At 66.6% G+C, this 25,413-nt stretch carries 22 protein-coding genes and 1 riboswitch; of the genes, 14 read left to right on the forward strand and 8 right to left on the reverse strand.

Going from position 1 to position 25,413, the window contains the following annotated elements; all coding sequences use genetic code 11:
- Positions 1-17 precede the first annotated feature (17 nt).
- Positions 18-470 (reverse strand): hypothetical protein, encoded by a 453-nt coding sequence (locus NZ849_RS08620; RefSeq protein WP_295406151.1) that lies wholly within the window; start codon positions 468-470, stop codon positions 18-20.
- An 89-nt stretch (positions 471-559) separates the two neighbouring features.
- Between NZ849_RS08620 and NZ849_RS08625 the strand changes: the two genes are divergently transcribed.
- Positions 560-1,474: a threonine/serine dehydratase gene (locus tag NZ849_RS08625; RefSeq protein WP_295406153.1), complete on the forward strand. Its 915-nt coding sequence runs from the start codon at positions 560-562 to the stop codon at positions 1,472-1,474.
- Here NZ849_RS08625 and NZ849_RS08630 read toward each other — a convergent pair.
- Both NZ849_RS08630 and NZ849_RS08635 read right to left on the reverse strand, forming a co-directional pair.
- Positions 1,471-2,646 (reverse strand): M28 family metallopeptidase, encoded by a 1,176-nt coding sequence (locus tag NZ849_RS08630; protein WP_295406155.1) that lies wholly within the window; start codon positions 2,644-2,646, stop codon positions 1,471-1,473. The genes NZ849_RS08625 and NZ849_RS08630 overlap by 4 nt on opposite strands.
- 264 nt (positions 2,647-2,910) lie before the next feature.
- Entirely contained in the window at positions 2,911-3,936 is a 1,026-nt protein-coding gene (locus tag NZ849_RS08635; RefSeq protein ID WP_295406157.1) for a hypothetical protein, read from the reverse strand.
- 524 nt (positions 3,937-4,460) lie between these two features.
- Between NZ849_RS08635 and NZ849_RS12095 the strand changes: the two genes are divergently transcribed.
- Positions 4,461-4,673 (forward strand): DUF418 domain-containing protein, encoded by a 213-nt coding sequence (locus NZ849_RS12095; protein WP_363319598.1) that lies wholly within the window; start codon positions 4,461-4,463, stop codon positions 4,671-4,673.
- Between the two features lie 29 nt (positions 4,674-4,702).
- Here NZ849_RS12095 and NZ849_RS08640 read toward each other — a convergent pair whose 3' ends face one another.
- The 3 genes from NZ849_RS08640 to NZ849_RS08650 form a co-directional block, all read right to left on the reverse strand.
- Positions 4,703-5,689 (reverse strand): iron ABC transporter substrate-binding protein, encoded by a 987-nt coding sequence (locus NZ849_RS08640; RefSeq protein WP_295406158.1) that lies wholly within the window; start codon positions 5,687-5,689, stop codon positions 4,703-4,705.
- Between the two features lie 184 nt (positions 5,690-5,873).
- Positions 5,874-6,908, reverse strand: a complete 1,035-nt coding sequence (locus NZ849_RS08645; protein ID WP_295406160.1) for a C39 family peptidase — start codon at positions 6,906-6,908, stop codon at positions 5,874-5,876.
- 48 nt (positions 6,909-6,956) lie between these two features.
- The gene (locus tag NZ849_RS08650) at positions 6,957-7,418 is read right to left on the reverse strand and encodes an arsenate reductase ArsC (protein WP_295406162.1); all 462 of its coding nucleotides are present in this window, start codon (positions 7,416-7,418) and stop codon (positions 6,957-6,959) included.
- A 145-nt stretch (positions 7,419-7,563) separates the two neighbouring features.
- Here NZ849_RS08650 and upp point away from each other — a divergent pair, with 145 nt between their 5' ends.
- The 3 genes from upp (at position 7,564) to NZ849_RS08665 (ending at position 10,432) form a co-directional block, all read left to right on the forward strand.
- A complete protein-coding gene (gene upp / locus NZ849_RS08655; protein ID WP_295406163.1) occupies positions 7,564-8,190 on the forward strand; it encodes a uracil phosphoribosyltransferase in 627 nt (208 codons plus the stop codon).
- Between the two features lie 44 nt (positions 8,191-8,234).
- Entirely contained in the window at positions 8,235-9,338 is a 1,104-nt protein-coding gene (locus NZ849_RS08660; RefSeq protein WP_295406165.1) for an MraY family glycosyltransferase, read from the forward strand.
- A 170-nt stretch (positions 9,339-9,508) separates the two neighbouring features.
- A complete protein-coding gene (locus tag NZ849_RS08665) occupies positions 9,509-10,432 on the forward strand; it encodes an L-lactate dehydrogenase (protein WP_295406167.1) in 924 nt (307 codons plus the stop codon).
- Positions 10,433-10,755: 323 nt separating this feature from the next.
- Here NZ849_RS08665 and NZ849_RS08670 read toward each other — a convergent pair whose 3' ends face one another.
- Positions 10,756-11,535, reverse strand: a complete 780-nt coding sequence (locus NZ849_RS08670; RefSeq protein WP_295406191.1) for an ABC-2 family transporter protein — start codon at positions 11,533-11,535, stop codon at positions 10,756-10,758.
- Positions 11,536-11,622: 87 nt separating this feature from the next.
- Positions 11,623-11,766, forward strand: a riboswitch (cobalamin riboswitch).
- 99 nt (positions 11,767-11,865) lie between these two features.
- On the opposite strand from NZ849_RS08670, the gene NZ849_RS08675 reads away from it, so the two are divergent.
- From NZ849_RS08675 to NZ849_RS08700, 6 genes are all read left to right on the forward strand, one after another.
- A complete protein-coding gene (locus tag NZ849_RS08675) occupies positions 11,866-12,732 on the forward strand; it encodes an ABC transporter substrate-binding protein (RefSeq protein WP_295406169.1) in 867 nt (288 codons plus the stop codon).
- A gap of 3 nt (positions 12,733-12,735) precedes the next feature.
- The gene (locus NZ849_RS08680; RefSeq protein WP_295406171.1) at positions 12,736-13,797 is read left to right on the forward strand and encodes an iron ABC transporter permease; all 1,062 of its coding nucleotides are present in this window, start codon (positions 12,736-12,738) and stop codon (positions 13,795-13,797) included.
- 2 nt (positions 13,798-13,799) lie between these two features.
- Entirely contained in the window at positions 13,800-14,360 is a 561-nt protein-coding gene (gene cobO / locus NZ849_RS08685; RefSeq protein WP_295406173.1) for a cob(I)yrinic acid a,c-diamide adenosyltransferase, read from the forward strand.
- 5 nt (positions 14,361-14,365) lie between these two features.
- Positions 14,366-18,694: a cobaltochelatase subunit CobN gene (gene cobN / locus NZ849_RS08690; RefSeq protein ID WP_295406175.1), complete on the forward strand. Its 4,329-nt coding sequence runs from the start codon at positions 14,366-14,368 to the stop codon at positions 18,692-18,694.
- On the forward strand, positions 18,691-20,322 hold the full coding sequence (locus NZ849_RS08695; protein WP_295406177.1) for an ATP-binding protein: 1,632 nt from the start codon (positions 18,691-18,693) through the stop codon (positions 20,320-20,322). The genes cobN and NZ849_RS08695 overlap by 4 nt, the downstream gene beginning before the upstream one ends.
- Positions 20,323-20,485: 163 nt before the next feature.
- Positions 20,486-21,856 carry a cobyric acid synthase gene (locus NZ849_RS08700; protein WP_295406179.1) on the forward strand — a complete coding sequence of 457 codons (1,371 nt, stop codon included), beginning with the start codon at positions 20,486-20,488 and terminating at the stop codon, positions 21,854-21,856.
- A 2-nt stretch (positions 21,857-21,858) separates the two neighbouring features.
- Here NZ849_RS08700 and NZ849_RS08705 read toward each other — a convergent pair whose 3' ends face one another.
- Complete coding sequence (locus tag NZ849_RS08705; protein WP_295406181.1) at positions 21,859-22,041, reverse strand: hypothetical protein; 183 nt, start codon at positions 22,039-22,041, stop codon at positions 21,859-21,861.
- A gap of 87 nt (positions 22,042-22,128) precedes the next feature.
- Here NZ849_RS08705 and NZ849_RS08710 point away from each other — a divergent pair, with 87 nt between their 5' ends.
- The 3 genes from NZ849_RS08710 to bshC all read left to right on the forward strand — a co-directional run bounded on the left by NZ849_RS08710 (position 22,129) and on the right by bshC (position 25,194).
- Positions 22,129-22,938, forward strand: coding sequence for a 1,4-dihydroxy-6-naphthoate synthase (locus tag NZ849_RS08710; protein ID WP_295406183.1), 810 nt, complete (start codon positions 22,129-22,131; stop codon positions 22,936-22,938).
- A 70-nt stretch (positions 22,939-23,008) separates the two neighbouring features.
- Positions 23,009-23,650 (forward strand): Crp/Fnr family transcriptional regulator, encoded by a 642-nt coding sequence (locus tag NZ849_RS08715; protein WP_295406185.1) that lies wholly within the window; start codon positions 23,009-23,011, stop codon positions 23,648-23,650.
- Between the two features lie 47 nt (positions 23,651-23,697).
- On the forward strand, positions 23,698-25,194 hold the full coding sequence (gene bshC / locus NZ849_RS08720) for a bacillithiol biosynthesis cysteine-adding enzyme BshC (RefSeq protein ID WP_295406187.1): 1,497 nt from the start codon (positions 23,698-23,700) through the stop codon (positions 25,192-25,194).
- Positions 25,195-25,413: the final 219 nt, after the last annotated feature.

Genomic DNA, 25,413 nt, shown 5'->3' on the forward strand with positions numbered 1-25,413 from the left:
GGAAGCGAAGCCCGGGGTCAAGGGTCGGCGTCGGTGATGATCAAGGAGGCTATGTCGTCGTCCTCCCCACCGGCCCACTCCTGACGGACCCCGGGAAGCCTGAGGAGCTGCGCGGGCCTTTGCCCGGCCTGCCCCTGGGAGCGGAGCACCCGCTTTTGGATGAGCCGCTCGAGCCCAGGGGTGGCCTGCTGGAGGCTCACGGGAAGGTCGAAGAGTTCGGAAGCCTGGACGGGGTAGACCGTCTCCAGGTAGCGCAAAGCCTCCAGCACCTCGGTTGCGGAGACCAGGTCCCGCCCAACCGCGCTGCGAAGGGGCTCAGAAGCCGGCTCTGGAAGATGGAGCACGTACAGGTCAAACCCCCCTTCGTGGCGGTGCACCCAAAGCTGCAGGACTCCCTGGGAAAAGGGCGTCTGGCCGGACAGCACCTGACCGGGCTGCAGTGTGTAGAGGGCCTCGGCAAGCGGGCGCATGGCTTCAGGGTAGCCAAGGCCGACGGGCCCCGGGGGGGCTTTCATGCGTTACGCAAGGGTCTAGCGTTAAGGCCTGGTAGCATGGGAAGGTGCTCACCCTCCCCGAGGTTTTAGCCGCATCCCAGCGAATCGCTCCCCACATCCACCGCACGCCGGTACTGACCAGCCGGGGGCTGGATGCCCTTTTGGGCAAGAGGCTTTTCTTCAAAGCCGAGCACCTGCAAAAAACCGGCAGCTTCAAGGCTCGAGGGGCTCTCAACGCCGCCTTGGAGCTACAAAACCCCAAGGGGCTCATCGCCGTCTCCTCGGGCAACCACGCCCAGGGGGTTGCCTACGCCGCAGGGATTCTCCGGGTTCCAGCCCTGGTGGTCATGCCCAGCGATGCCTCGCCCACCAAAAAGGCCGCCGCCCGGGCCTACGGGGCAGAGGTCTATGACCAGGGGGTCACGGTGGAAAACCGGGAGGCGGTGGCCGAAAAGCTGGCCGAGGAGACGGGCTACACCCTCATCCACCCCTTTGACGACCTCCGGGTGATGGCCGGGCAGGGCACCCTGGCTCTGGAGCTGCTGGAGCAGGCCCCCACCCTGGAAGCGGTCTTGGTTGCGGTAGGGGGCGGGGGGCTTATCTCCGGTGTGGCCACGGTGGTCAAGGCCCTGCGGCCCGAGGTGGAGGTCATCGGGGTAGAACCCGAAACCGCCAACGACGCCCAGCAGAGCCTGCAGGCAGGCCGGCGGGTCAGCCTGCCCCAAGCCCCCAAGACCGTGGCCGATGCGGTGCGCACGCTGGCGGTGGGGGAGCGCACCTTCCCGGTGATGCAGCGGCACGTGGACCGCATTCTGACCGTTCCAGACGAGGTCACCCTGCAGGCCCAACGCCTCATGATGGAGCGGCTCAAGCAAGTGGTGGAGCCCACCGCCGGGCTGGCCCTAGGACCGGTGCTGATGGGCTACCCACTCCCTCAGCGGGTGGCGGTGGTGGTGTGCGGGGGCAACTGGATGCCTTAGCGGAGGAGCCGCCCCAGCACCCCCTGCACCACCCGGCCCGTCTGGGCCATGAGCCGAGGGTCGGCGATGGTGTCGGTGGGGCGGTGGTAGTTGGGGTCAAGGCCCCGGAAGAAGAAGAGCACCGGCACCCCGGCCTGGGCAAAAGGCACGTGGTCGCTGCCCCCACCCGGCGCGCTGCCGCAGACCACCTGCACTGCCGCGCAGTCAACCAAGGCCCGCAGTTCGTTGCTGCCCCCGATGCCCAGGCTGCCGTTCACATCCACCCCCACCATGTCCAGGTTGAGCATGGCCCTAAGCCCCCTCACCAGCTCGAGGTTCTGCTCCACGAAGCGACGCGAGCCCCAAAGACCATCCTCCTCGCCGTCGAAGAAGATGAACCAGATGCGCTCGGAAAGGGGGTCGGCGGCCAGCTGGCGGGCCAGCTCGAGCACCGTCACCGTGCCCGAAGCGTTGTCGTTGGCCCCCGGGCTGCCCGGCACCGAATCGTAGTGGGCACCCACGATGGCCAGCGGGCTCTGGCCGCCCCGCCTGGCAATCACGTTGCGCCCCTGGACTTCCTCACTCACCATGCGCACGTCCAGCACGGCCCAGGCCCCGGCCTGGTTGAACAGCGCCTCGCCGTCGGTGCGGGAAAGGGTCGCGCCCGGAATGGGGCTTTCACCGCCAAAGGTGAAGCGGGTGCTGCTGGGTTCTTCGGTGACCAGAACAATGCCCAAAGCGCCCCGCTCGGCGGCCAGGCGGGCCTTCTCGAGGCCCGGAATTCCCCCCCGGCGCACCAGGGCAATGCGGCCTTGCAGGTTCAGGCCGGCAAAGTCTGCCGCCAGCCCCGCCCCCGGCACCACTGCCAGCGGCCCTTCCACCCTTCGGCCTGGGCTGCCCGATATGCCGTTCACCGGGAACGAAGCGCCGCCCACCACCAGGCTGGTGCCCTGGTCGCGGGTGCGGCTGTAGGTGAAGGGAAAAAACTCCACCGAGTACCCCACCCTGCGCAGCTCTCCCGCCAGGTACTCCGCCGCAGCAGCGGCCGCCGGGGTCCCGGCCACCCGCGGCCCCTGGGAGAGCAAGGCCTGCAGGTCGGCCTGCATCCGCTCGGTGGAAAAGGCCTGCACCAGCGCCAGCAGCCCCAGCGCCACCAGACCCCAAAAGGCTCTGGAAAGCAGGTTTCGGCTCATGCCCCATTCTTGCCACCCGGCGCATGAGTTAGATGGGCTCCAAGCACCTTACCGGTGCTCTTTAGAGCAATCTCGACCATGAGCCTTCTGACTTCAAGAAAAAACCCCCGCTGGGATCCAGCGAACCAGAGAAAATGCCCCCGAGGGTAGCGGGGCTCCAAACCCTGCGGCCCCGAGGGCCGCTCTTGACAAAAGCCGCGCGGTTGGTCTCCAGCAGGCCCAGGCTCAGGCCGCCGAGGAGGACGTAGGCCGCTCCGCGCATACCTACTCGTGGTAGCGGAAGCTGAACCCCTCCGGCCAGCGGAAGGGGTTGTACTCATCGGGCAGCAGGAAGGGGTGGGCGGCGTTCTGGATGTAGGGAATCTCCACCCAGCGCCAGGGCTCGCTCTGGCAGACCAGCCGCCCCCCCTCCAGCCGGGCGCTGACCCTGGTCCAGCTGATGAAGGAGTCCCGTGGGTAGTGGGAATCCCAGTTTGGATCGGTGCTCTGCAGCATGACCACCTCGTAGGGGGCCTCCCGGGGCGGGAGGGCGGTGATGAAGTCGGCACCGCCCAAGGCATTCATCTGGGCCACTCCATCCAGGTACAGGGTCTCCTTGCCCTGACTATCCAGCGCCAGGTAGAGGGCTGGGGGGGCCGGGGGGGCCAGGATGCGGCCCGGGTTGGGCTCGTCGTTCACCGGCGGCCCCAGGAACCACTTTGCGCCCGCCTGCAGGCAGTAGGGCTCGTGGGCCACCAAGCGGGGGCCGACCTCCCGCGCCCACAGCCTCGGCTTTCCGTTCTCGTCCAGCCGGTCGCTGAAGAAGAGGGGTGACTCCGCCGTGGGCTCCCGGTAGACCACCGTGGGGGTGAAGCGGAAGGTGTAGCTTCCGTCCGGCTGGAACTCGGCCTCCACGGTGCGCCGGGCCACCCACCAGGCCTCGGCCGGGTCGGGGCTGGACTTGTAGTAGTAGAAGATGTGGTGGCCGGGCTTGAGGTGGACGCAGCTGAGCGCCGTCCAGCCCTCCTCCCGACGGGGCTGGTGCCTCATCAGCAGCCCCTTGGCGCTCTTCTGGTCAGGCCTCTTCCCCACGAAGAAGGCGTACCAGCCCGGCTGCTCCCCGATGGTGTGCAGCAGGAAGCGGCCGTCGTCCTCGCAGGTGTCGTTGCGCCCCTCGGGGCTCTCGTCCATCAGCAGGATGCGCAGGACGGGGGCGCGCTCGGGCGAGGGTGGAGGGGCGGTCAGGCGGCCGAGCTCGTTGCAGCCAAAGAGGGCGGGCAGTAGCAGTAAAAGGATGAGATACCTGCTCATGCTTCTCAATTGTAGTGCCAGGAAGCGGGCGTCTCAGGTCAAAACCATCGGATCACTGCCGCCAACCGCGGCCCGCCCACCCGTTTTGGTTTGTGCCGGGTATGGGAAGTTACCCGGAAGGGTGAACACCCTAACCCAAATCTGTGCAACCGCTGGTTCTCCGAGCGCCGTTTGATTGTGGGCTGCGGGTTTCCTGCTGTGCGTTCCACTGCCAGAAAAACGCCCTCCACGCCGCCACGCAAAAAGGGGGGGCTTGCACCGGGGTTTGTAAGGAAATCCCCGTACAATCGCCTGGTGCAGCCGCCGGCCTCGCTCGAGCGCGACGCTTCGCGCTGGTAGGCATCCTGGCGGTGAACCTGGAAATCTTCGCCGGGGTGGGCCTGTACGCCGCCCTCCACGGGGCCTCGCCTGGCTACCAGCTGGGCCGCGAGGTGCTTTTTCTTTAGCGGCAATTTCTACACCATCTTCTCGATTCTGTGGGCTGGGCCTGCTGCAACACCGGCGCTTTGTGGAAGCGGGCCTGGATGCACAGAAGCCACTCCGCCGCCATCTGGGCTGGCTGCTGGGGGTGGGGGCGCTGCACGGGGTGTTTGGAACGAGCTTTACAACAACGAGGTGATGCGAAGCAGGGGGTTCTGGGCGTGACCTTGCAGGTGGTCCTGAGCCGCTGGTGGCTGGCGCACTTTGGGCAAGGACCGCTAGAACGCCTCTGGCGGAGCTTCACCTACCGCGCGTGAAGCCCGCCGAGGCGCTGTTCCCAGCCAGACTAGAGCAACCCCGCCTCGCGCAGCAGGCGCAGGGCAGTCTCGAGGGGCAGCTTCTCAAAGTCTACCTTGGGGCTCTTGGCCACAGCCTGGTTGAGGGGCAGCAGGCTGCTGCTCAAGACCACCCCCCGGCCTACGGGATACTCGATGATCTCGCTGGTGAAGAACTGCTGAGCCTTAGGCGAGAGCAACCAGAGCAGGAAGCGGTTAGCGGCCTGGATGTTCTTGCTGGTCTTGAGAATGCCCGCCCCGGTTACCAGAGCCAGGTTGCCCGCGTCCCCATCGGCGAAGTAGTAGGTCCCAATCTGCTGACCGGCCCGCACAAAGCGCTGGATGTAGTAGTGGTTGGTGGAACCCAGGTCAATCTCCCCCGAGCGGATGGCCTCCATCATGGCCGGGTTGGAAGGGTAGGCCTTGGGCTCCAGGGCCTTCATCTCGGCCAGCCACTGGCGGGTGCGGGCCTCGCCAAACTGCAGCACCATGGCCGCGATCATGTCCTGGAAGCTGCTGTAGGTAGGTGTCCATCCAATGCGGCCTTTGTACTGGGTTAGCTTGGGCAGGTCCAGGATGCTCCTGGGCAGCTCCTCGGGCTTAACCTTGGCCGGGTTGTAGGCCAGCACCCGCAGGCGCACCGTCAGGGGCACCCACTGCCGGCTGGCCGGCAGAAACGCCGTCACCCGTTGGGCAATGGGGTCGGGTACCCGCAGGAACAGCCCCCGCTCGGCGGCCACCCCCAGGGCCCCCGCCGTGTTGCCCCAGAAAATATCGGCTGGGCTGCGGCTTCCCTCCTCCTGCAGGGCCGCTAGAATCTCCGCATCCCGACCGTAGCGCACATTAACTTTGATGCCGGTCTCTGCTTCAAACTGCCGGACCAGAGGCTCTACCAAAGCCTGACCCCGTCCGCTGTACACGGTGAGGGTTGCTTGCTGAGCCTGAGCCAGGCTCGCAAAGGCCAGGGCTGCTCCAACCAGAACCGATTGCAGTTTCACTTTCCACCTCCTGCAAAAATTTCAAGTCGTTGCCGACTCCAGGGTGAGTCTACGGACCGGCCTGGCAAATGTCAAGTATTCCAATCGGATTTACTAACTTTTTGAAAACAGGACCTATTCGCATTAGGCCCATGCCCAGGTGGTCCAGCCGCCGGGCAGCACCTCCCCCATCCCTAAAAGCGCCTCACTCGAGGGTCCGCAGCGCCGCGGCAGCCTCCTGGAAGCCCGGCCGGTACCCCAACGCCGCCCGGAGGTCGGCCCTCGCCCCTCGCAGGTCCCCCAGCGCCCCCCGAGCCCTTCCCCGCCAGTAGAGGCTCTCCTCGTGGTCCGGGGCTCGAGCCAGCACCCCATCGGCCAGGGCCATGACCTCCGCGTAACGGCCTGAGCGGTAGTAGGCCTCGTAAGGGCCAAACTGGTACCAGAGCATCCGCCAAGGCCAGCCAAAAGCCCCACCCCCCACAGGACGGGGGTCGAGGCCCCGGTCTGGCGGCATCCGGCGGGAGCGGTCAAAGGCCAAAGCGGCGTCCTGGGGCCGTCCCAGCGCCAGCCAGGCGCTGCCTAGGTTGAACCAGGGAAAAGGGCTGGGAGGGCCCTCCCGAATCTCCTGCTGGGCCCGCTCTGCGGCCAAGCGAGCCTCAAACCCCACCCGCCGCCGCTCCCCTAGTACGGCCCAAAGCCGCTCCTGGTGAGATTTCGGATAGACCACCAAGTAGGTCCGGCCAAAAACCCGCCAAAGCCGGTCCAGCTCGCCGTAGGGAAGGAGAACCCGGGGGCCGAGGTAGCTGTCCAGGGCGTGGAAGACCCTCCGGGCCCGGTCGTAGCCCACCAGCAACCGGTAGTGCCCCATCCCCCCATGATCGGGGGTCACAAACCAGGTCTCCACAACCACCGGAAAGCCCGCCCCAAGGAGCCGCTCGAGGAGCCCCCAATCCCCGGCCACCCCCTGGTGGGCGCCGAAACCCAAGCCCCGGGCGTAGGCCACCATCTCCTCTGGGCTCACGTTCTTGTCATTGGGGTTGGGCTTCAGCACCGGGGCGATCTGGTACTGGGTCTCAGGACGCCCCCAGTAGCTCAGGGCCATCCCCAAGGTGGCCGGACCGCAGTTGTTGAAGCGCTGGTACTCGTGCCGAATACCCCTCAACAAGAGGGCCTCCTGGGCCTTGGCCGCGGGATAGGCCAGCAGCGCCCCAAGGCCCCACAACACCCAGAAGGGCAACACCCTCCCAGTATAGGCCCAGGCTGGCTCAAGGGGACCGGGTACCCCTACCTAGCCGCGCTGAAGGCCTGCCGCCTCCACCAGGGACTCTTCGCTGGGCCAACGGCCCGCTTTCAGCTCGCGAAGCAGGTACTCGCTCATGCGACCCAGGGCGTCACGAACCCTGCGCCACTCCGCCAACTCCCTTCCGCTAGGGTCTGGAAAGGAAACGTGCCGCCTCTGGGTCTGGGCCGGGTAGGCAGGACAACGCTCAGCTGCCGCATCGCAAACCGTGAGGACAAGGTCAAAGTTCCAGGGGTCGGGCAGTTCAAACAGGGTCTTGGAGGTATGGCCGCTCAGGTCTATGCCCACCTCGGCCATCACCGATACCGCCTCGGGCTTGACCCGCGTCTTCTCCGTTCCTGCCGAGAAAACCTGGGCAGGAAGCCCTATCTGCTCCGCCCAGTGGCGCAGCCAACCCTCGGCCATCTGGCTGCGGGCCGAATTGTGGGTGCAGAGGACCAGGATTCTCACTGAGGTTATTATTAGACACTTTTTTTCACGGCAACGTCAGGCGGTCGGCCCGCTTTGAGTTCGGAGGCCCCAGGGAGGGCACGCACAGGGCAATTTCCGAGCCGCATTGCTCCCACCCCCAGCGCGGTGTTACGATTCGGCCAGCATGAAACTTACCGTGGTCAACCACCCCCTGGTGCAGCACAAGCTGGCCATTCTGCGGGACAAAAACACGGGGAACAAGGAGTTCCGCGAGCTCGCAGAAGAGGTGACCCTGCTGCTGGCCTACGAGGCCATGCGAGACCTCGAGCTCGACCCCGTCACCATAGAAACGCCCCTTACCACCATGACGGCCCACATGCTCTCCGGGAAAAAGCTGGCGGTGGTGGCCATCCTTCGGGCCGGGCTGGTCATGGTGGACGGCATTCTCAAGCTGGTGCCAGCGGCCAAGGTGGGGCACATCGGGCTCTACCGGGACCCTGAAACCCTCAACCCGGTGGAGTACTACTGCAAACTGCCCTCCGACATCGCCGAGCGCCGGGTCTTCCTGCTCGACCCCATGCTGGCCACTGCAGGCAGCGCGGTGCACGCTCTTTCTGTCCTAAAGCACAAGGGGGCCCAGCAAATCAAGCTCATGAGCATCATCGCCGCTCCGGAAGGGATAAAGCGCGTCCAGGAAACCCATCCCGACGTGGAGATTGTGGTCGCCGCGGTGGACAGCCACCTAAACGACCACGGCTACATCGTGCCGGGCCTGGGCGACGCGGGGGACCGCATCTACGGGACCCGGTGAAACCCTCTCTCACCGGAGGGGAGTAGCCTCACCTGGGGCTTAGAATGACAGAGTTCCTCAAAGCCATCGGCATTGCCAACCCCGGAGGCACTGGCTGGCTCACGGTGGTCTTCACCTTCGTGGCGGCTTGGATAGTGACCTGGCGCTTCATCCCACGGGTGCGCCAGTTTGCGCTCAAGGTAGGCTGGGCCGACCACCCCAACGCTCGGCGGCTCAACAAGGAACCCCTGCCCAATGCGGGAGGGCTGGCCATCTTCGCCGGTGTGGTGGCGGCTCTGGTCGTAGCCACCGCCCTGCGGCCCATCCTCATTCAAGAGGTGCAGGTGCAGGTGCTGGCCATCCTCTTGGGGGGGTCCATCCTGGTTCTGGTGGGCTTTGTGGACGACCAGTTTGGCCTGCCGCCCCTGTTTCGGTTGCTTGTGCAGCTCCTAGCAGCGTTGCTGTTGGTGGCGGTAGACATCCGCTTCCACGCGGCTTTCGGCACCGCCCTAGACCCCCTGCTGGGCATCCTGCTCACCTTGGTCTGGGTCGTCGGTATCACCAATGCGGTCAACCTGATGGACGGGGTGGACGGCCTGGCCGGAGGGGTAGCCTTTATCACCGCCATGAGCCTTCTGGCCGTCTCAGCCCAAAGCCCCCAGTGGGCCGCGGCCACCCTGGTGCTGTCCGCTTTGGCTGGGGCCGCACTGGGCTTTTTGCGGCACAACTTCTACCCATCCAAAATCATCATGGGCGATGCCGGAGCCTACTTTTTTGGGTATGTGCTGGCCGCCACTGCGCTTTTGGGCAGCCTCAAGCTCACCACTGCCTTCTCCTTGGTGCCCACCGCGCTTTTCCTGCTCTTGCCGATTCTGGACACCACCCAGGTGTTCGTGCAGCGGCTTTTGCGGGGGCAAAACCCTATGGCCACCCCTGGCAAGGACCACATCCACCATCGGCTGCTGGCCCGGGGCTTCTCCCAGCGGCGCACCACCCTGACGCTTTGGACCATCACCCTGCTGTTCAATCTGCTGGCCATGCGGGTGCAAGGCCTAAGCCCCCTGGTCATAGGGGTAACCGCTCTGGGCACCGCCCTGCTGCTGGGGTTTACAGTCTGGCGAAAGCTCCGGGCAGTATGGAAAGAAGCTGAAGGAGCGGCCCACCCCTAAGGGGCCTTGCACCCTTGTGAGGGCAGGGCAACCCAAGCGCCGCCCTTGTCGCGCGGAAGGGGTGCAGCCGTCGGGATAACCGCACGAGAAACCCCAAAAGCGCATGAGGGGCGCAGGGGAAAGGGGGAAGGCAGCCCCGGAGGCCTAGCCACCACGGCTATAATTCACCTGTGAAGGTCGGAATTGTGGGCTCGGGCATGGTGGGCAGCGCCGCTGCTTACGCCCTCGTCCTCCTTGGGGTGGCGCGGGAAGTGGTCCTTGTGGACCTGGACGAGGCCTTGGCCCGGGCCCACGCGGAGGATATCCTCCACGCTACGCCCTTCGCCCACCCGGTGTGGGTGCGTCAGGGAGGTTACGCAGACCTGGAGGGGGCCAAGGTGGTGATCCTGGCGGCGGGAGTGGCGCAGCGGCCCGGGGAGACCCGGCTCCAGCTTTTGGACCGGAATGCCCAGGTGTTCGCGCAGGTCGTGCCCAAGGTGGTGCGCGCGGCCCCAGAGGCGGTGCTCCTGGTGGCCACTAACCCCGTGGACGTGATGACCCAGGTGGTCTACCGCCTTTCCGGTCTGCCTCCCGGGCGGGTGGTGGGTTCGGGAACCACCCTGGACACTGCCCGCTTCCGGGCGCTTTTGGCAGAGCACCTTTGGGTCTCGCCCCACTCCGTACACGCCTATGTGGTAGGAGAGCACGGGGATTCCGAGGTCCTGGTCTGGTCCAGTGCCCAGGTAGGTGGGGTGCCCTTGGGCGCCTTTGCCGAGGCCAGGGGGAGGCCCCTCACGGAGGCGGTCCGGCGGGCGGTGGACGAGGGGGTGCGGCAGGCCGCCTACCGTATCATCGCCGGCAAAGGGGCTACCTACTACGGCATCGGGGCGGGCTTGGCCCGATTGGCGCGGGCCATCCTCACCGACGAGAAGGGGGTCTACACGGTGAGCGCCTTCACCGAAGAGGTGGAGGGGGTGGCCTTGTCTCTGCCTCGCCTCCTTGGGGCCCAAGGGGTGGAGGCCACCCTCCGTCCCCCTCTGGCCAAGGAGGAGCAGGATGCGCTTTGGCGAAGCGCGGAAATCCTGAAGGAGGCGGCAGCTACTCTTGGGTTCTAAAGCCTCCCCCAATTCTCCACCGAAAGGCAGGGGGCACGGTCCCTTCTGCAAGCCAAAGCACCACCTCAAAGGGTTTCCCCCACCGGGGCCAATGTCCCCAAAGCCACAAGGCTCGGGCCACCTCCGGCAAGACTGCTCCAGCAGATGGAAGGAGTAGAGGTTTCGGCCTGGGGAAAGCCTCGTTCTCCGCGTGCTCTTTTTGTCGGTGCGGGGCTCTGCGGTTTGGGAGCACCTCACACGTACTGCTTGGTGAGGGTTTTTCCCTGGCGAACCTCCCCCAGAATAGCCCGGTAGCGGCAGGCCAGATTCTATTGGGCTTCCGGTCAGCTCGAGGCCGAGGTGTAGCTCCTAAGAGCCACCCGCCACAAAAGTCGGGACAATCCCAACAAGCCCAACGCCAGCCCCACGGACAGCGCCAGGCTCGAGGCGCCCAACCGTCCCAGCACCGCCTCAGCCGGAACGGTGGTCAGGAAAGCCACCGGCACCACAAAGGTAAAGACGAACCGGTAGGCTGGCGGAAAGGCCTGAATGGGAAAGCGTCCCGCCTCCAGAAGAGCCCTGAGCACCTCTACGGCGTTGGCAACCTTCACAAACCAGATGCTGCTCGAGGCGATGACGAACCACAAGCTGTAGAGGATGAGCATTGCCAGGAGCAGAAGGCCCAAGCCCAGCAGGTAGTCCAGCGGTCCAAGCCCCAGCCGCACCCCCGCGTACAGCCAGAGGCCCAGGCCTATGAGAAGGTCGGTAAGACCCCAGGGAGAAAGGCTCCGGCAGGAAAGCCAAAATTGGCTGTCTATGGGCTTCAGCAGGACAAAGTCCAGGGTCCCTTTCTGCACGTGCTCCACAATACGGCCGAGGTTGGGGTACAAAAGCACAGAGGAAAAACCATCCAGCATCAAAAAGGCCGACAGAACCAAAAGAGCCTCCTCAAACCGCCACCCTCCCGGCTGGTAGCCGCCCTGGTACAGCAGCGAGATACCGAACAGGCTACCCAAGGCCCCCCCAACCGCAGAAAGGGCGGCGAGCGAAAAGTTGCTGCGGTACTCCAGCTCCGCTGCCAAAGACGTACCCCAAAAACGCCACAGCACCCGCAGGTAACGCACCCCCATAGTCTACCCATCCGGCCCTCTGCACCCCTTGCCCCCAGGCTGGGCCCGATGTAGTTTTGGTGTATGCCCCGCTAGGGGCCGAAAGCTCGAGCCGCTCTCGGTGGCTGGGCGCGTAGTCCAGCCTTAAAGTGGGGAAGTCCGGTGAGAATCCGGCACTGTTGCGCAGCGGTGTGGGGCGCTGGAGCGCCCCGAGTCCGAATACCTGCCGAGAAGTCCTCCGGAGCCGCAACGGAGGACTCCCGCGCATCACGGGAGAGATACGGGGTTCCCGTTCTCTTGGGCCTTTGCCCAGCGAAATCCAAGCTCGAGCTTCAGGGAGCCAAAATGAAACGTGTGTTTTCCCTCCTTCTGGCGTTTGTCCTAAGCCTCGCTCTAGCCCAGTTTCCCCTCACCCTCACCGACGATCAAGGCCGCAGCATCACGCTGCAAAAACCGCCCCAACGCATCGTGACCATGCTGCCCTCGGCCACGGAGACCATCTGCTCGCTTTCTGAAACGGCCTGCAGGCGCATTGTGGCCACCGACCAGTTCTCCAACTGGCCGGAGCAGGTAAAAAGCCTGCCCAAGGCCGGCGGCCTCATCAACCCCAACCCCGAGCTGATCGTCTCCCTCAAGCCCGACCTGGTCATTGTGAACTCGGCCCGGCTGGTGGAGCCCCTGGAGCGGGCCGGCATCCCGGTCTACATCACCCGCCCCCAGACCTTTGCCGACATCTTCCGCACTGCCCGGGTCTACGGCGAGATGCTGGGCATGCGGGCCGAGGCCGAGCGGCTGGTGGCCCGCATCCAGGCTGAGGTGTTCGCCCTGGAAAGCCGCGCCGCCAAGGCTAAGGAACGCCCGCTGGTCTACTACGAGATCGACCCCACCCCCTACACCGCTGGACCGGCCTCCTTCATCGGTACGCTCATCGAAAAGGCCCGTGGCCGAAACATCATCCCTGCCGAGCTGGGCAACTTCCCCAAGATCAACCCCGAGCTGGTGGTGCAGCGAAGACCCCAGGTGATCGTGGTCACCCACCCCGAGGTGGGGGGCATCCGGAACCGCCCCGGCTGGGGGACCATCCCTGCGGTGCAGCAGAACCGCATCTGCGCCTTCAGCGGGGAGGCCACCGACCTGCTCTCCCGACCCGGACCCCGGGTGGCGCAGGGGCTCAGGCTCCTGATTGAGTGCTTCCACCCGGAGCTGAAGTAGGCCATGCAAGGCCGCCTGAGCCCCACCCAGAGGTGGACAGGCCTGCCCTTTGCAGCCCGGCGCACCCTCACCTTCACCGCCCTGGCCCTCCTGTTAGGCGCGGCGCTGGTCCTGGGGGTAGGCCAGGGGGCCGTCTACGTCCCCCCGCTCGAGGTGCTCCAGGCCCTCCTGGGCCAGCGCGAAAACCCCATCGTCACCGAGCTCCGCCTGCCTCGGGTGCTGGGAGCCATGCTGGTAGGGGCGGCCTTGGGCCTGGCCGGGGCCGCCTACCAGGGCCTTTTCCGCAACCCCCTGGCCGACCCCTACCTGATGGGGGTGGCCGCCGGGGCTTCCTTCGGCTTCACCCTCACCCTGAGCCTAAGCGGTGCGCTGGCCGGCTTCGGGGCGGGCCTCTTCTTCTCCAGCCTGCCCACCACAGCGGCGCTGGGGGCCTTCCTGGGGGCCCTTCTCGCGGTCTTCCTGACCCTCATCCTGGCCGGTGGGTCCAGAAGCGGACAGCACCTTATCCTGGCCGGGGTGGTGGTGGGCAGCGTGCTCACCGGCTTCTCCACCCTTCTTCTGCTGCTGGACACCGACCGCATCCGCGAGGTCTTCAGCTACACCCTGGGAAGTCTAGCCTTCATGGGTTGGCGAGGGGTGGGTCTGCTCTCTGCGGGGCTGGCCTTCGCGATGCCCTTGCTTTGGGGGCTGGCCCGGGCCCTGAATGCCCTGGCGCTTGGGGAGGAGACCGCGCGAAGCCTGGGCCTGCCCCTTTCGGCCCTTCGGTTGGTGCTGATTGGCCTCTCCACACTGCTCACCTCACTCTCGGTGGTGCACGCCGGCATCATCGGGTTTGTAGGCTTTGTAGCCCCCCATGCCCTCCGGCAGCTCGTGGGGGGGGATTACCGCTACCTGCTCCCCGCCTCGGCGCTGGGCGGGGCCCTGCTGCTGGCCCTGGCCGACTGGGCTGCGCGGGTGGTGGTGCGGCCCGCCGAGCTTCCGGTGGGGGTGATCACCACCCTGCTGGGCGGGCCTTTTTTCCTCTATTTGCTTTGGCGGGCCCGGCGGGGCCTCCAGTGGGGGTAAAGATGGAACAGCCCAAACGGGAAAAACCCTACCAAAAGCCCACCGGCCCCCGGCGGGGGCTGGTCCTGGTCTACACTGGGGAGGGCAAGGGCAAAACCACCGCCGCCTTGGGGCTGGTGCTCCGGGCGGTGGGGCGGGGCTACCGGGCGCGCGTCTTCCAGTTCATGAAGCACGAGCGCGCAGCCTTCGGCGAACACCGCGCCCTGGAACAGCTCGGGGTGGAGATTGAGGGCCTGGGCGACGGGTTTAGCTGGAAGTCCAAGGATTTGGAAAAGTCGGCGGCGCTGGCCTACCAGGGCTGGCAGAAAGCCCGTGCGGCGCTTTTCTCGGACTACTTCCTGGTTGTCTGGGACGAGATCAGCTACCCCCTGCGCTACGGCTGGGTGCCCCTGGCCGAGGTGCTCGAGGCCCTGCGGCAGAGGCCCCAAGGGGTGCACGTGGTGCTCACCGGGCGGGGCATGCCGCAGGAGATCCTCGAGCTGGCCGACACCGTGAGCGAGGTGCGCAAGCTCAAGCACGCCTTCGATGCGGGCATACCGGCCCAACGGGGGATTGAGCACTGAAGCCCATGAACCTATACCGCCAAAAAGTCCTGCGCCCCGATGGCCGCCCGGTGCACCTGGTGCAGAAGCGGGGCCACCTGAGCTACTGCTACACCGGCTGCTGCTGCGGCCACACCGAGCGGGGCTACGCCCCGGTGCCCGCCGAGGTCTACAAGGAGGAGTGGCTGCGGCGCAAGCTGCGCAACGTGGTCCATCTGACCAAAGGGGGCTGCCTGGGGCCCTGCACCCTGGCCAACGTGGCGGCACTGGTTTTTGACGGGCGCTCGGTCTGGTTCCACTCGGTGAACACCCCCTGGCAGGTGCGGCTCATCTTCGACTACATCGAGAGCATGCTCCAGGCCGACCGCTTCCTGCCCCCCCCGCCCGAACTCGCCGAGTACGCCTTCAACTTCTACGACTGGGAGGCCCGGGGTGCGGTGGCTCAGCCCCCTTCCGCGCCCACCGAGGCCCCTCAAGCCCTCTCAGGCCTCGCCCTGCTGAGCCATGCCGACACCGACCTGCTGGCCCTGGAGGCGGCCAAAGGCCTGCTGCCCCCGGGCTTCCCGCCGGTGCTGGGCCTGAGCCTCAACCAGCTAAAAAGCCCCGAGCAGATGGGCCTGTGGCTCCAGGGCCCTCTGGGCCGGGCCCAGGTGGTGGTCCTGCGGCTACACAGCTCGCCCGAACGGGTACCCGGCCTGGAGGCCCTTCAGGCCCACGCCCAGGCTCACGGGCAGCAGCTTTTGCTCGTAAGCGGCCTGGGGGAACTCTCCCCGGAGCTGGCCCGGCTCTCCGACGCGGGCCCGCTGACCCTTCGGGAGGCCACCGCCTACTTGTCGGCGGGTGGAGTGGACAACCTGGTGGAACTCCTCAAGTACCTCTCGGATACCCTGCTGGGAAGCCGCTACGGGCACGCCCCCCCAATCCCCCAACCCGAGCACGGCATCTATCACCCCCGCCTGCCCCAAGGGGCCACCCTGGAGGACTGGGAGGGAATCCGCGACCCCAACCGCCCCACCGCCGGCCTGCTCTTCTACCGGGCCCACTACCTGTCGGGAAACCTGGCCTTTGTGGACGGTCTGGTAGGGGCCCTGGAAGAGCGGGGAATGAACGTCCTTCCCGTCTACACCTCCTCGCTCAAAGCCATGGAGATGGGCTTTCCCGTGGCGCTCAGCTTCTTAGAAGGGCGCGTGGATGTGCTCATCTCCACCCTGGTCTTCGCGCTGGGGGAGGTTCGGGGGGGCGCCATCACCCCACCGGGGCAGGGGGTGGGGGCCTTCGCCCGGCTTGGGGTGCCGGTCCTACAAGCCCTGACTCCGGGAATGCCCAAGGGAGCCTGGGAGGTGAGCCAAAGGGGGCTCAACCCCCTCGAGACCGCCATGGGGGTGGCCCTGCCGGAGTTTGACGGCCGGCTGATTGGGGTGCCCATCAGCTTCAAGGAGCAGGGCCAAGCAACCCTCTACATTCCCGAACCCGAACGCATGGAGCGCACCGCTGGCCTGGCCGCGCGGCTCGCGGCGCTGCGGCGCAAACCCAATGCGCAAAAACGCATCGCCTTTGTGCTCACCAACTCAGGGGCCAAGGCCCAGATGGTGGGCAACGCGGTGGGCCTGGATGCCCCTGCCTCGCTGCTGCGCATCCTACGGGCCATGCGGGCCCGCGGCTACGACATCCCCGAGCTGCCAGAAAACCCCACAGCCCTCATGGAGGCCCTACTGCGGCGGGGCAGCTACGACCCGCAGCACCCCCTAGACCCTCAGCAGGCCTTCCGCATCCCCCGCTCGGACTACCTGCGCTGGTTCAGGGGCTTTCCCGAGGCCCTGCGCTTCCGCATGGAGGACTTCTGGGGCACCCCGCGCGAGCGGGGCTACACCCTGCGCCAGGGGCGTCCCAGGACCGACAAGAAGACCCTGAGCAAGGAGCTCAGGCGGCTGGGCACCCCGAAGCTGGACGAGGAACCCTACAGCGACGAGGAGAGCTACTGGGTGGCGGGCCTCGAGCTGGGCAACGTCCTCATCGCCCTCCAGCCCCCCCGGGGCTACGGCCTCGACCCCGACGCCATCTACCACACCCCCGACCTACCCCCCACCCACCACTACGCGGCCTTCTACCGGTGGCTGGAGGAGGGCTGGGGGGCCGATGCCATCGTGCACCTGGGCAAGCACGGCACCCTGGAGTGGCTCCCCGGCAAGGGGGTGGGCCTCTCGGCGGCCTGCGCCCCCGACGCCCTGCTGGGCGATCTGCCCCTCTTCTACCCCTTCATCCTCAACGACCCTGGCGAGGGCACCCAGGCCAAACGGCGGGCCCACGCCGCAGTGGTGGACCACCTACCCCCACCCCTGACCCTAGCCGAGACCTACGGCCCCCTGGCGCGCCTGAGCGAACTGGTGAACGAGTACTACGTCCTGGAGAAGCTGGATCCCAGCAAGCTACCCCTTCTGCAGCAGGAAATCTGGCAGCTTCTGGAGGAGACCCAGCTCAAGGCCGACCTCGAGCTGAAAAACCTGCTCAGCGCTGACCACGGCGACCACAAACACGAGTGGGACGAGACGCTCACCCCTGAGGGCATCCCCTCCACCCTGGCCGAGATGGAAGGGCGCCAGGTGGCCCACCTGCTGGAGGACATCGAGGGCTACCTATGCGAGCTGGGACTGGCCCAGATCCGCAATGGGCTGCACACCCTGGGCGAACTGCCCCCCTTCCCCGAAACGCTCAGGGCCCTCACCCGGCTGCCCAACGGGGGGGTACCGGGCTGGCTCCCCACCCTGGCCCGGGCCTACGGCTTCCAGCTGGACGGGCTCCTGGAGCGCATGGGGGCCCGCCTGGACCCCCCCCACCCCCTGGGCCGGAGCCACGGCCAGGTGCTGGAGGGCCTCGAGCACCTGGCCTTGCGGCTTTACGAAGCTTTGGAGGAGGAAGGCTTCGACCCCGGCAAAGTCCCCGGTATTCTGGCCCAGACGCTGCCCGAAGGGTACGACGTGGGGGCGCTGGCCGAGCTGGAGGAAACCCTGCGCTTCGCCTGCAACCTGGTAGGGGTTCTGGAGCGCACCGACGACGAGATCGAACACCTCTTGCTGGGGCTGGAAGGCGGGTACATCCCAGCCGGCCCTGCTGGAGCCCCCAGCCGCGGGCAGGCTCACGTCCTCCCCAGCGGGCGCAACTTCTACGCGGTGGACCCCCGGGCCCTGCCCTCCCCGGCGGCCTGGCGGGTGGGCGAGCGGCTGGCCCGGGAAACCCTGGAGCGCTACCTGAAGGAGACCGGGCGCTACCCCGAGATGGTGGCCCTCTCGGCTTGGGGCACTGCCCAGATGCGCACCCAGGGCGACGATGTGGCCGAGGTGCTGGCCTTCCTGGGGGTGCGCCCCCGCTGGCACCCCCTGAGCCGGCGGGTTGAGGGGCTGGAGGTCATCCCTCTAGCCGAGCTGGGCCGTCCCCGCATCGACGTGACCCTGCGCATCTCCGGCTTCTTCCGCGACGCCTTCCCCCACCTGATAGAGCTTCTGGACGAGGCTTTTGAGATGGTCATGCACTTGGACGAAGACCCCGAGCAAAACTACCCCCGCAAGCACTACCTGGAGGCCTTGCAGCAGTGTGGCCCGGAGGCGTGTGGCCTGGCCGAGGCCCAGGCCCGCTGGCGCATCTTTGGCTCCAAGCCGGGGAGCTATGGGGCGGGGATGCTGCCGCTGCTCGAGGCGGGCAACTGGGCAGGCCCAGACGACCTGGCCGAGGTCTACCTGGCCTGGGGGGGGTACGCCTACGGGCGTGGGGTGGATGGGCTCGAGGCCAAGGAGGTCTTTGCTCAGCGGCTGCGGCAGGTGGAGCTGGCCCTGCACAACCAGGACAACCGCGAGCACGACATCCTGGACTCCGACGACTACTTCCAGTACCATGGGGGCCTTATAGCCGCGGTACGGGCCCTCAAAGGAGAGGCCCCCAGGGCCTACTTCGGCGACACCGCCGACCCCGAGCGGCCCCGGACCCGCGACCTGAGGGAGGAAATCCTGCGGGTTTACCGGAGCCGGGTGGTCAACCCCAAGTGGCTTTCGGCCATCCAGCGCCACGGCTACAAGGGGGGGCTCGAGATGGCCGCCACCGTGGACTACCTGTTCGGCTACAGCGCCACCGCAGGGGTGGTGCCCGACTTTGTCTTCCAGGGCGTAGCCCAGGCCTATGCCCTCGACCCCAGCACCCAGGCCTTCCTCAAGAGGGCCAACCCCTGGGCCCTGCGGGCCATCGCCGAGCGGCTCCTGGAGGCCGCCGAGCGCGGGCTCTGGAAAGCTGAAGAGGCCACCTTGGAGGCCCTTCGCGAGGCCCTTTTGGAAGGTGAGGCGGCCTTGGAGGCTCGAGGCGAGGTATGAACTACCCCTTCGCTGCGTTGGTTGGACAGGAGGCCATGCGGCTGGCCCTCCTGCTGGCGGCCACCGACCCCGGGCTATCGGTGCTCCTGCAAGGGGAGAAGGGCAGCGCCAAGACCACCGCCGCGCGGGCCCTGGCCGAGCTGCTCCCCGAGGGGGCTCCCTTCGTGAATCTGCCCATCGGCACCGGGGAGGAGCGGCTTTTGGGCGGGCTTGATCTGGAAAAGGCCCTGGCCGGCCAGCCGGCCCTGAAGCCGGGCCTCTTGAGCCAGGCCCACGGGGGGGTGCTCTACATAGACGAGGTCAACCTGCTGGCCCCCCACCTGACCGATGCCCTGCTGGACGTGGTGGTGAGCGGGGTGGGGCGGCTCGAGCGGGAAGGGTTCAGCCTGGAGTACCCAGCCCGCTTCGTGCTCCTGGCCAGTATGAACCCTGAGGAGGGGCGGCTTAGGCCCCAGCTCTACGACCGGTTTGCCCTGAAGGTAACCGTTGCCGGCCTCAAAGACCCCGCGGAGCGGGCCGAGGCCCTGAGGCGAAGGCTGGCCTTTGAGGCCGACCCGGTGGGGTTTCGCGAGGCCTGGGCAGAAGCGCAATCGGCGCTTCGGACCCAGCTCGCCGAGGCTCGCGCCCGGCTGGGGGGGCTGACCTTACCCCAAGAACTCCTCCAGGAAATCAGCGCACGGGTGGCCGCCCTAGGGGTGGGAAGCCTGCGGGCCGACCTGGCGCTGGCCAAGGCCGCGCGGGCCCTGGCCGCCTGGGACGGGCGGGATGGGGTAGCCTGGGAGCAGGTAGCGGTGGTCTGGCCCTTGGTGCTGCCGGAAAGCCCCAGCCCGACCCCGCCCACCCCACCCTCTGCCCCACCCCCTCCCCCCGAGGACCACCCCCCCTCCGAGCGGGTCTTCGCCCCGAAAACGCCCCCTCACCCCCTCCGCCTGGAAGCCCCGCCCCTCCCCCAGGGCCATAGCCAGCCCTCCCCAAGAGGCCCCGCAGTAAGGGCCATACCTGAGGAAGGGCCGGTCCGCCTCGAGCTCCGCGCCTCCTTGCTCCATGCTGCTGCGCGGGGAGCCCACCGGATAGAGCGGCAGGACCTGCACGCCCGCGTAGAGGCCGGACGGGAGGGCCGCCGGTTGCTGTTGGTGGTGGACGCCAGCGGCTCCCTGGGGGCCCAAGCCCGCATGGCCTGGGCCAAAGGAGCCCTCCTGCAACTCCTGGAGGAGGGGCTCGAGGAGGTGGGGCTCATCGTCTTCCGCGGCAGCGAGGCCCGGCTGGCCCTGCCCTTCACCCGCGACCTGGAGGCCGCCCGGCGGGCCCTGGAGCACCTGCCCACCGGAGGGCGCACCCCGCTGGCCGCGGCGCTGGCCCTGGCCCTGACCCACCTGGATGGCCGCACCCGGCTGGTGCTGGTCACCGACGGGCGGGCCAACGTGCCCCACCAGGGAGGCGACCCCTGGGATGAGGCCCTGGCGCTGGCCCGGCGCATCTCCAGCCCCGCGGTGGTGCTGGATGTGGAGGGCGGCCCTCACCCTTTGGGCCGCGCCCGCCTCCTGGCCCAGGCCATGGGTGCCCAGTACGCCCGGCTCGACGACCTCAACGACCACACGGTTCTCCTCAGGCTGGAGGGAGCGCCATGAACCCACCTCGCCCGCTGGCGGCCGCCCCCCATCCCGGAACGGGCAGGGCCACCTCACTGGCGCTAGCCCCAGACTCTCTGGCCCGGGACTCTCGGACGCAGCCCCACGGGCCGGAGCCCAACTACCTGACCCTGAGCGGGGGGGGATGATGTCCAAGGCCATTATGGTTCAAGGGACCAGCAGTGGGGCCGGCAAGAGCCTGTTGGTCACCGCGCTGTGCCGCTACTACGCCCGGCAGGGCCTCCGGGTAGCCCCCTTCAAGGCACAGAACATGAGCAACAACGCCCGGGTGGGGGTGGGGGGGGAGATGGGCAGCGCCCAGTACTTTCAGGCCCTGGCGGCAAAGACCACCCCCGAGGTGCGGATGAACCCCATTCTGCTCAAGCCCGAAGGGGAAAACCGAAGCCAGGTGGTGGTGCTGGGAAAGCCCCAGCCGGAGCTTTCCCGCCTCCCCTGGCACGAGCGCAAGGCCCGACTCTGGCCGGTGGTTCGGCAAGCCCTGGGGGAGCTGCGGGAAACCTACGACCTCCTCGTCATCGAAGGGGCGGGCAGCCCAGCGGAAATCAACCTGAAGGCCAGCGATATCGTGAACATGCGGGTAGCCCGGGAAGCGGGCGCCCGGGTGCTTCTGGTGGCCGACATAGACCGGGGCGGGGCCTTCGCCCACCTCTACGGCACCTACCTGCTTCTAGAACCTGAGGAGCGCAGACTGCTTCGGGGCTTTGTCCTCAACAAGTTTCGCGGCGACGCCAGGCTCCTCTCCCCTGCCCCTGAGCGGCTGGAAGCCCTCACCGGGGTTCCCACCGTAGGGGTACTGCCCTTCCTCGAGAGCCACGGGCTGCCCGAGGAGGACGGGGTTTTCGACGACAGGGCGACCGGGGAGGGCTTCACCGTGGCCGTGGTGGCCTATCCCCGGGCCTCCAACCTAGACGAGTTCGAACCCCTAAAGCATCTGAAAGGGGTGCGGCTGGTCTGGGTCCGGAAGCCTGCCGACCTCCAGGGGGTGCACCTGGTGGTGTTGCCCGGCTCCAAGCACACCGCAGACGATCTCCGCTGGCTGCGAGGGCAGGGCCTCGAGAAGCCCCTGCGGGCCCATGCCCAAAGCGGCCGGCCACTTCTAGGTGTCTGCGGCGGGCTGCAGATGCTGGGTCAGGCCATCCACGACCCGCTGGGGATAGAAGCCCCAGGAAGCCACCAGGGGCTCGGGCTCTTGCCCCTTCAAACGGTGTTTGAGCCCAATAAGGTGCAGCGCCACACCCGGCTGCGCCTAACCGGGCTTTCGGGCTTCTGGGCAGCGCTGGAAGGGGTGGAGATGGAGGGCTACGAGATTCACCACGGCCAAAGCGGCTCCCTTTACCTCCAGCAAGGAAGCGTACTCGGACTCTACCTGCACGGGCTGTTCGAGAACCCGGAGGTGCTCCGGCGGCTTTTCGGCGGGAGCCACGCTGGACTGGAGCCGGTCTTCGAGGCCCTGGCCGACCTTGCGGCAAAACACTTCGCCAAGGGCTTCTTAGAGCGCCTGCTGGAGCCCTAAGCCTACCTCTTCCGGTAGGCGTACAGCACCCCGGCCACCGCCAGCAGGGCTAGCAGGAGCCCCGGCCACCCCTCCTGCAGCACCGCCGCCCAACCTCCCTGGCTCCAAAGGGAGTAGGTCCACAGACCGAAGAGGAACCCAATCAAGGCCAGCCAAAATTCGCGCAGCGAGGGGTTGGACTTCACCCCTTCAGTGTACAAAAGGACTGGGGAGCGCGCAAAAAGGTATCCCCAAAGGATGCGGTGCCTCCCCCAGGGGTTTAGCATAGGCCCATGCAGCTCGGATACTCCTTCTGCCCCAACGACACCTTCATTTTCTACGCCCTGGCCCACGGCAAGGTGGAGGCCCCCTTTGCCATTCAGGAGCACTTAGAGGACGTGGAAACCCTAAACCGCTGGGCCCTGGAGGGAAGGCTACCCCTCACCAAAATCAGCTACGCGGCCTACGGCCACCTGCGCGAAGGCTACGTAGCCCTGCGCTCGGGAGGGGCACTGGGCCGGAAGGTAGGACCTCTTCTGGTGGCCCGCACACCTTTAGGTAGCCTGGTAGGCAAACGGGTGGCCATCCCCGGCCGCTACACCACGGCTTTTCTCCTGCTCTCTCTCTTCAATCCGGGCTTCGTGCCGGTGGAGATGCGCTACGACCAAATTATGCCCAAAGTGGCCCAGGGAGAGGTGGACGCAGGGCTCATCATCCACGAATCGCGCTTCACCTATCCGCGCTACGGCTTGGTAAAACTCCTCGACCTGGGGGAGTGGTGGGAGGACGAAACCGGCCTGCCCTTGCCCCTGGGGGCCATCCTGGCCCGGCGCGACCTGGGAGCGGAGGCCATCCGGGCTCTAGACCAGGCGGTGCGGGCCAGCCTCGAGTACGCCTGGGCCCACCCCGAAGAGACCGTGGCCTACATCAAACAGCACGCCCAAGAGCTGGAAGACGAGGTCATATGGGCCCACATCCATACCTACGTGAACGAGTTCTCACTAGACGTGGGCCCGGAGGGCGAAGCTGCGGTAGCTGAGCTCTTCCGCCGGGGCGAGGCCGCCGGTCTTCTACCCTCCTCCAACCTTCCGCCCTTCCTCTAATGTGATATTCACACATTTTGTATCCCATACCCGAAATCAGCTTCCCGAAAGCCGCTAAATTATCCCAGGGATGACGCCGGAATTCATCGCCTCCCTGCCCCCAGAAGCCCGGGCTGAAGCTGAGCGGGTTTTCCACAGCTTCACCGCCCGCCGTGGCAGCTACATCTACTACCCGGAGGACGAGGCCAAAACCCTCTACTACGTGGTAGATGGCTGGGTGCGGCTCTTTCAGCTCGGTCCGCAGGAAGAGGAAATCACCCTTACCGTGGTGGGCGCGGGAGAAATTTTCGGCGAAGGGGCCCTCCTGCCCAGCGAGTCCTACGGCGCCTTCGCCGAACCATTGGTGGACAGCGAGCTCCTCTCGGCCAGCCGCGAGGACCTGCAGCGGCTCGCAAGCCGCTTTCCCGAAACCCAGATGGCCTTTGTGCTTCTCCTCTCCCGCAGACTGCGCAAGGCCGAAGAACGCCTGCGCGACCTGCGCTTCAAAGAGGTTCTGCCCCGCCTGGCCAAGGCCCTGCTCTCGGCCATGCGGCCGGGCGAGGAGGGCTTTGAGGTGACCCTCTCCCACCAGGACCTGGCCCACCTGGCTGGATCCACCCGGGAGACCATCACCAAGGTACTGGGCGAGCTGGCCATGAAAGATGCAATTGAGCTGGGCTACCGGCGTATCCTAATCCTGAAACCCGAGGTCTTGCGGCGGGTAGCCTTTTAGCGGTAGCCTACGCCACGGCACCCGGGAAGGCGGTAGAATCCCTGGTTATGGCTGACCCCTTGCGCCTGTTCCTGCCCTACGGCTTAGAGGAGCTGCCGGTGGCGCTCTCCTCTCCCAAAGAGGCCCCCCGCGAAGCCCTGAGCCAGGGGTTACAGGCCTACCTCAGGCGGCTGGGGGCACCAGAGGAGAGCCTGGCCGCCGCCCGCCACCTCGCCCACCCCCAAAGCCGAGCGATTGTCACCGGGCAACAGGCCGGCCTGCTCACCGGGCCTGCCTACACCTTTTACAAGGCCCACACAGCCCTCCGGCTGGCAGCGCAGCACCACCACCCCGATCGCCCGGTGGTCCCGGTCTTTTGGGTAGCCTCGCAGGACCACGACACAAGCGAGGTGAGCAGCGTTGAGTTGCTGGACTTTGAGGAGCGGATTCACCGCCTGACCCTGAACCTACCCCCTGCCCGACCCGCAGGGCGCATTCCGTTTGCACCCCATCTGGAATTGGTCTGTGGACTTCTGGGGAAGTTCGGGGGGCGGCCCGAGGTACGGGCCCGGCTTTGTCAGGCCATGCTGGGACCCTGGAGCTACAGCGAGGTCTTTGCCCGGATGCTTCTGGAGTTTCTGGGTCCACAGGGGCTGGTGGTCTTCGACCCCATGGCTCCGGAGCTAGCCCCGCTGTTTGTCCCGGCCCTCGAGCGCGAGCTGGCCAATCCCTTGGCCTCCTCCGAGGCCATCAACCGCACCGCTCGAGCCATGAAGCAGGCCGGGCTCGAGCCCAGCTTGGGCCGAGGCGAATCCGCTACCAATCTCTTCCTTGAAGGTGACGATGGCCTGCGCCGGCTGTTGCGCTTCCGCGACGGGCGGTTTGACGACGGGGTGCAAACCTACACCCTGACCGACCTCAGGGCCATCCTAGCCCAAGACCCCGCCCGCCTTACCCCAGCTGCGGGCCTGCGGCCGGTACTCCAGGACACCGTTCTCCCCACCGCCGGATTCGTGGTGGGACCGAGCGAGCTGCGCTATGTGGCCGAGCTAGGGGAAGTCTACGCTCTACACGGCCTTACGCCACCTGCTGTTATCAGCCGCATGCGGACTACGGTGATTGAACCACCCATCGCCCGCATCCTGAAAAAGTACAACCTGGACCCCTGGGCTTTTCAGGAAGACCCTGAAGGGGCCTTCAAAAGGGCTTTAGCGGAGCAAGAAGAGCGCATAGCGGCCATTGAGCGGCACCTCGAGCGCATCCAAGGCGAGCTAGAAGGGATACAGGCCCTGCTTCCCGAACCCACCCTGGCGCGTCCCAAAAAGCGGGCCCAGGCGCGAATAGCTCACGAGCTAGAGCGGCTCAAACGGAAAATTCTAGACTCTGCGTTGCGGCAGGAAAACACCATCGGAGCCCATTTTGCTCGCCTCCAGCGCCACCTGGCTCCAAATGCTCCTCAGGAAAGGGCTTACCCCTTTCCCATGTACCTGATTAAGCACGGCGAAGCAGCCCTGAGGAAGCTCACAACCTTGCCCGCCACTGGGCAGCACATCATCCCGCTGTAAAACCCCTACCAAACGACCCGACGACCCGTTCGCGCCGGGCAGCATAGCCGCACCACGAACGGGTCGTCGTCTGTATCTGGGTTGCAATCCCCTTTCGGGGCTTTGGGTTTGCGACCTACGAGTGCCCCGCCTGCGGCGCTCGTTGAGTAATCGTTGCAATCCCCTTTCGGGGCTTTGGGTTTGCGACATGGAATACGCAAATATGGTCGTCAGGTTTCT

It is taken from the genome of Meiothermus sp., assembly GCF_025060375.1.
GTDB lineage: Bacteria > Deinococcota > Deinococci > Deinococcales > Thermaceae > Meiothermus.

What these genes read in the sequence shown, in the direction of transcription:
- NZ849_RS08680 (WP_295406171.1), top strand. Translation starts at nt 12,736, where the DNA reads ATGCAAGGCCGCCTGAGCCCCACCCAGAGGTGGACAGGCCTGCCCTTT.
- NZ849_RS08620 (WP_295406151.1), bottom strand. Translation starts at nt 470, where the DNA reads ATGCGCCCGCTTGCCGAGGCCCTCTACACACTGCAGCCCGGTCAGGTG.
- upp (WP_295406163.1), top strand. Translation starts at nt 7,564, where the DNA reads ATGAAACTTACCGTGGTCAACCACCCCCTGGTGCAGCACAAGCTGGCC.
- bshC (WP_295406187.1), top strand. Translation starts at nt 23,698, where the DNA reads ATGGCTGACCCCTTGCGCCTGTTCCTGCCCTACGGCTTAGAGGAGCTG.
- NZ849_RS08675 (WP_295406169.1), top strand. Translation starts at nt 11,866, where the DNA reads ATGAAACGTGTGTTTTCCCTCCTTCTGGCGTTTGTCCTAAGCCTCGCT.
- cobO (WP_295406173.1), top strand. Translation starts at nt 13,800, where the DNA reads ATGGAACAGCCCAAACGGGAAAAACCCTACCAAAAGCCCACCGGCCCC.
- NZ849_RS08695 (WP_295406177.1), top strand. Translation starts at nt 18,691, where the DNA reads ATGAACTACCCCTTCGCTGCGTTGGTTGGACAGGAGGCCATGCGGCTG.
- NZ849_RS08635 (WP_295406157.1), bottom strand. Translation starts at nt 3,936, where the DNA reads ATGAGCAGGTATCTCATCCTTTTACTGCTACTGCCCGCCCTCTTTGGC.
- NZ849_RS12095 (WP_363319598.1), top strand. Translation starts at nt 4,461, where the DNA reads ATGCACAGAAGCCACTCCGCCGCCATCTGGGCTGGCTGCTGGGGGTGG.
- NZ849_RS08710 (WP_295406183.1), top strand. Translation starts at nt 22,129, where the DNA reads ATGCAGCTCGGATACTCCTTCTGCCCCAACGACACCTTCATTTTCTAC.
- NZ849_RS08700 (WP_295406179.1), top strand. Translation starts at nt 20,486, where the DNA reads ATGGTTCAAGGGACCAGCAGTGGGGCCGGCAAGAGCCTGTTGGTCACC.
- cobN (WP_295406175.1), top strand. Translation starts at nt 14,366, where the DNA reads ATGAACCTATACCGCCAAAAAGTCCTGCGCCCCGATGGCCGCCCGGTG.
- NZ849_RS08715 (WP_295406185.1), top strand. Translation starts at nt 23,009, where the DNA reads ATGACGCCGGAATTCATCGCCTCCCTGCCCCCAGAAGCCCGGGCTGAA.
- NZ849_RS08660 (WP_295406165.1), top strand. Translation starts at nt 8,235, where the DNA reads ATGACAGAGTTCCTCAAAGCCATCGGCATTGCCAACCCCGGAGGCACT.
- NZ849_RS08630 (WP_295406155.1), bottom strand. Translation starts at nt 2,646, where the DNA reads ATGAGCCGAAACCTGCTTTCCAGAGCCTTTTGGGGTCTGGTGGCGCTG.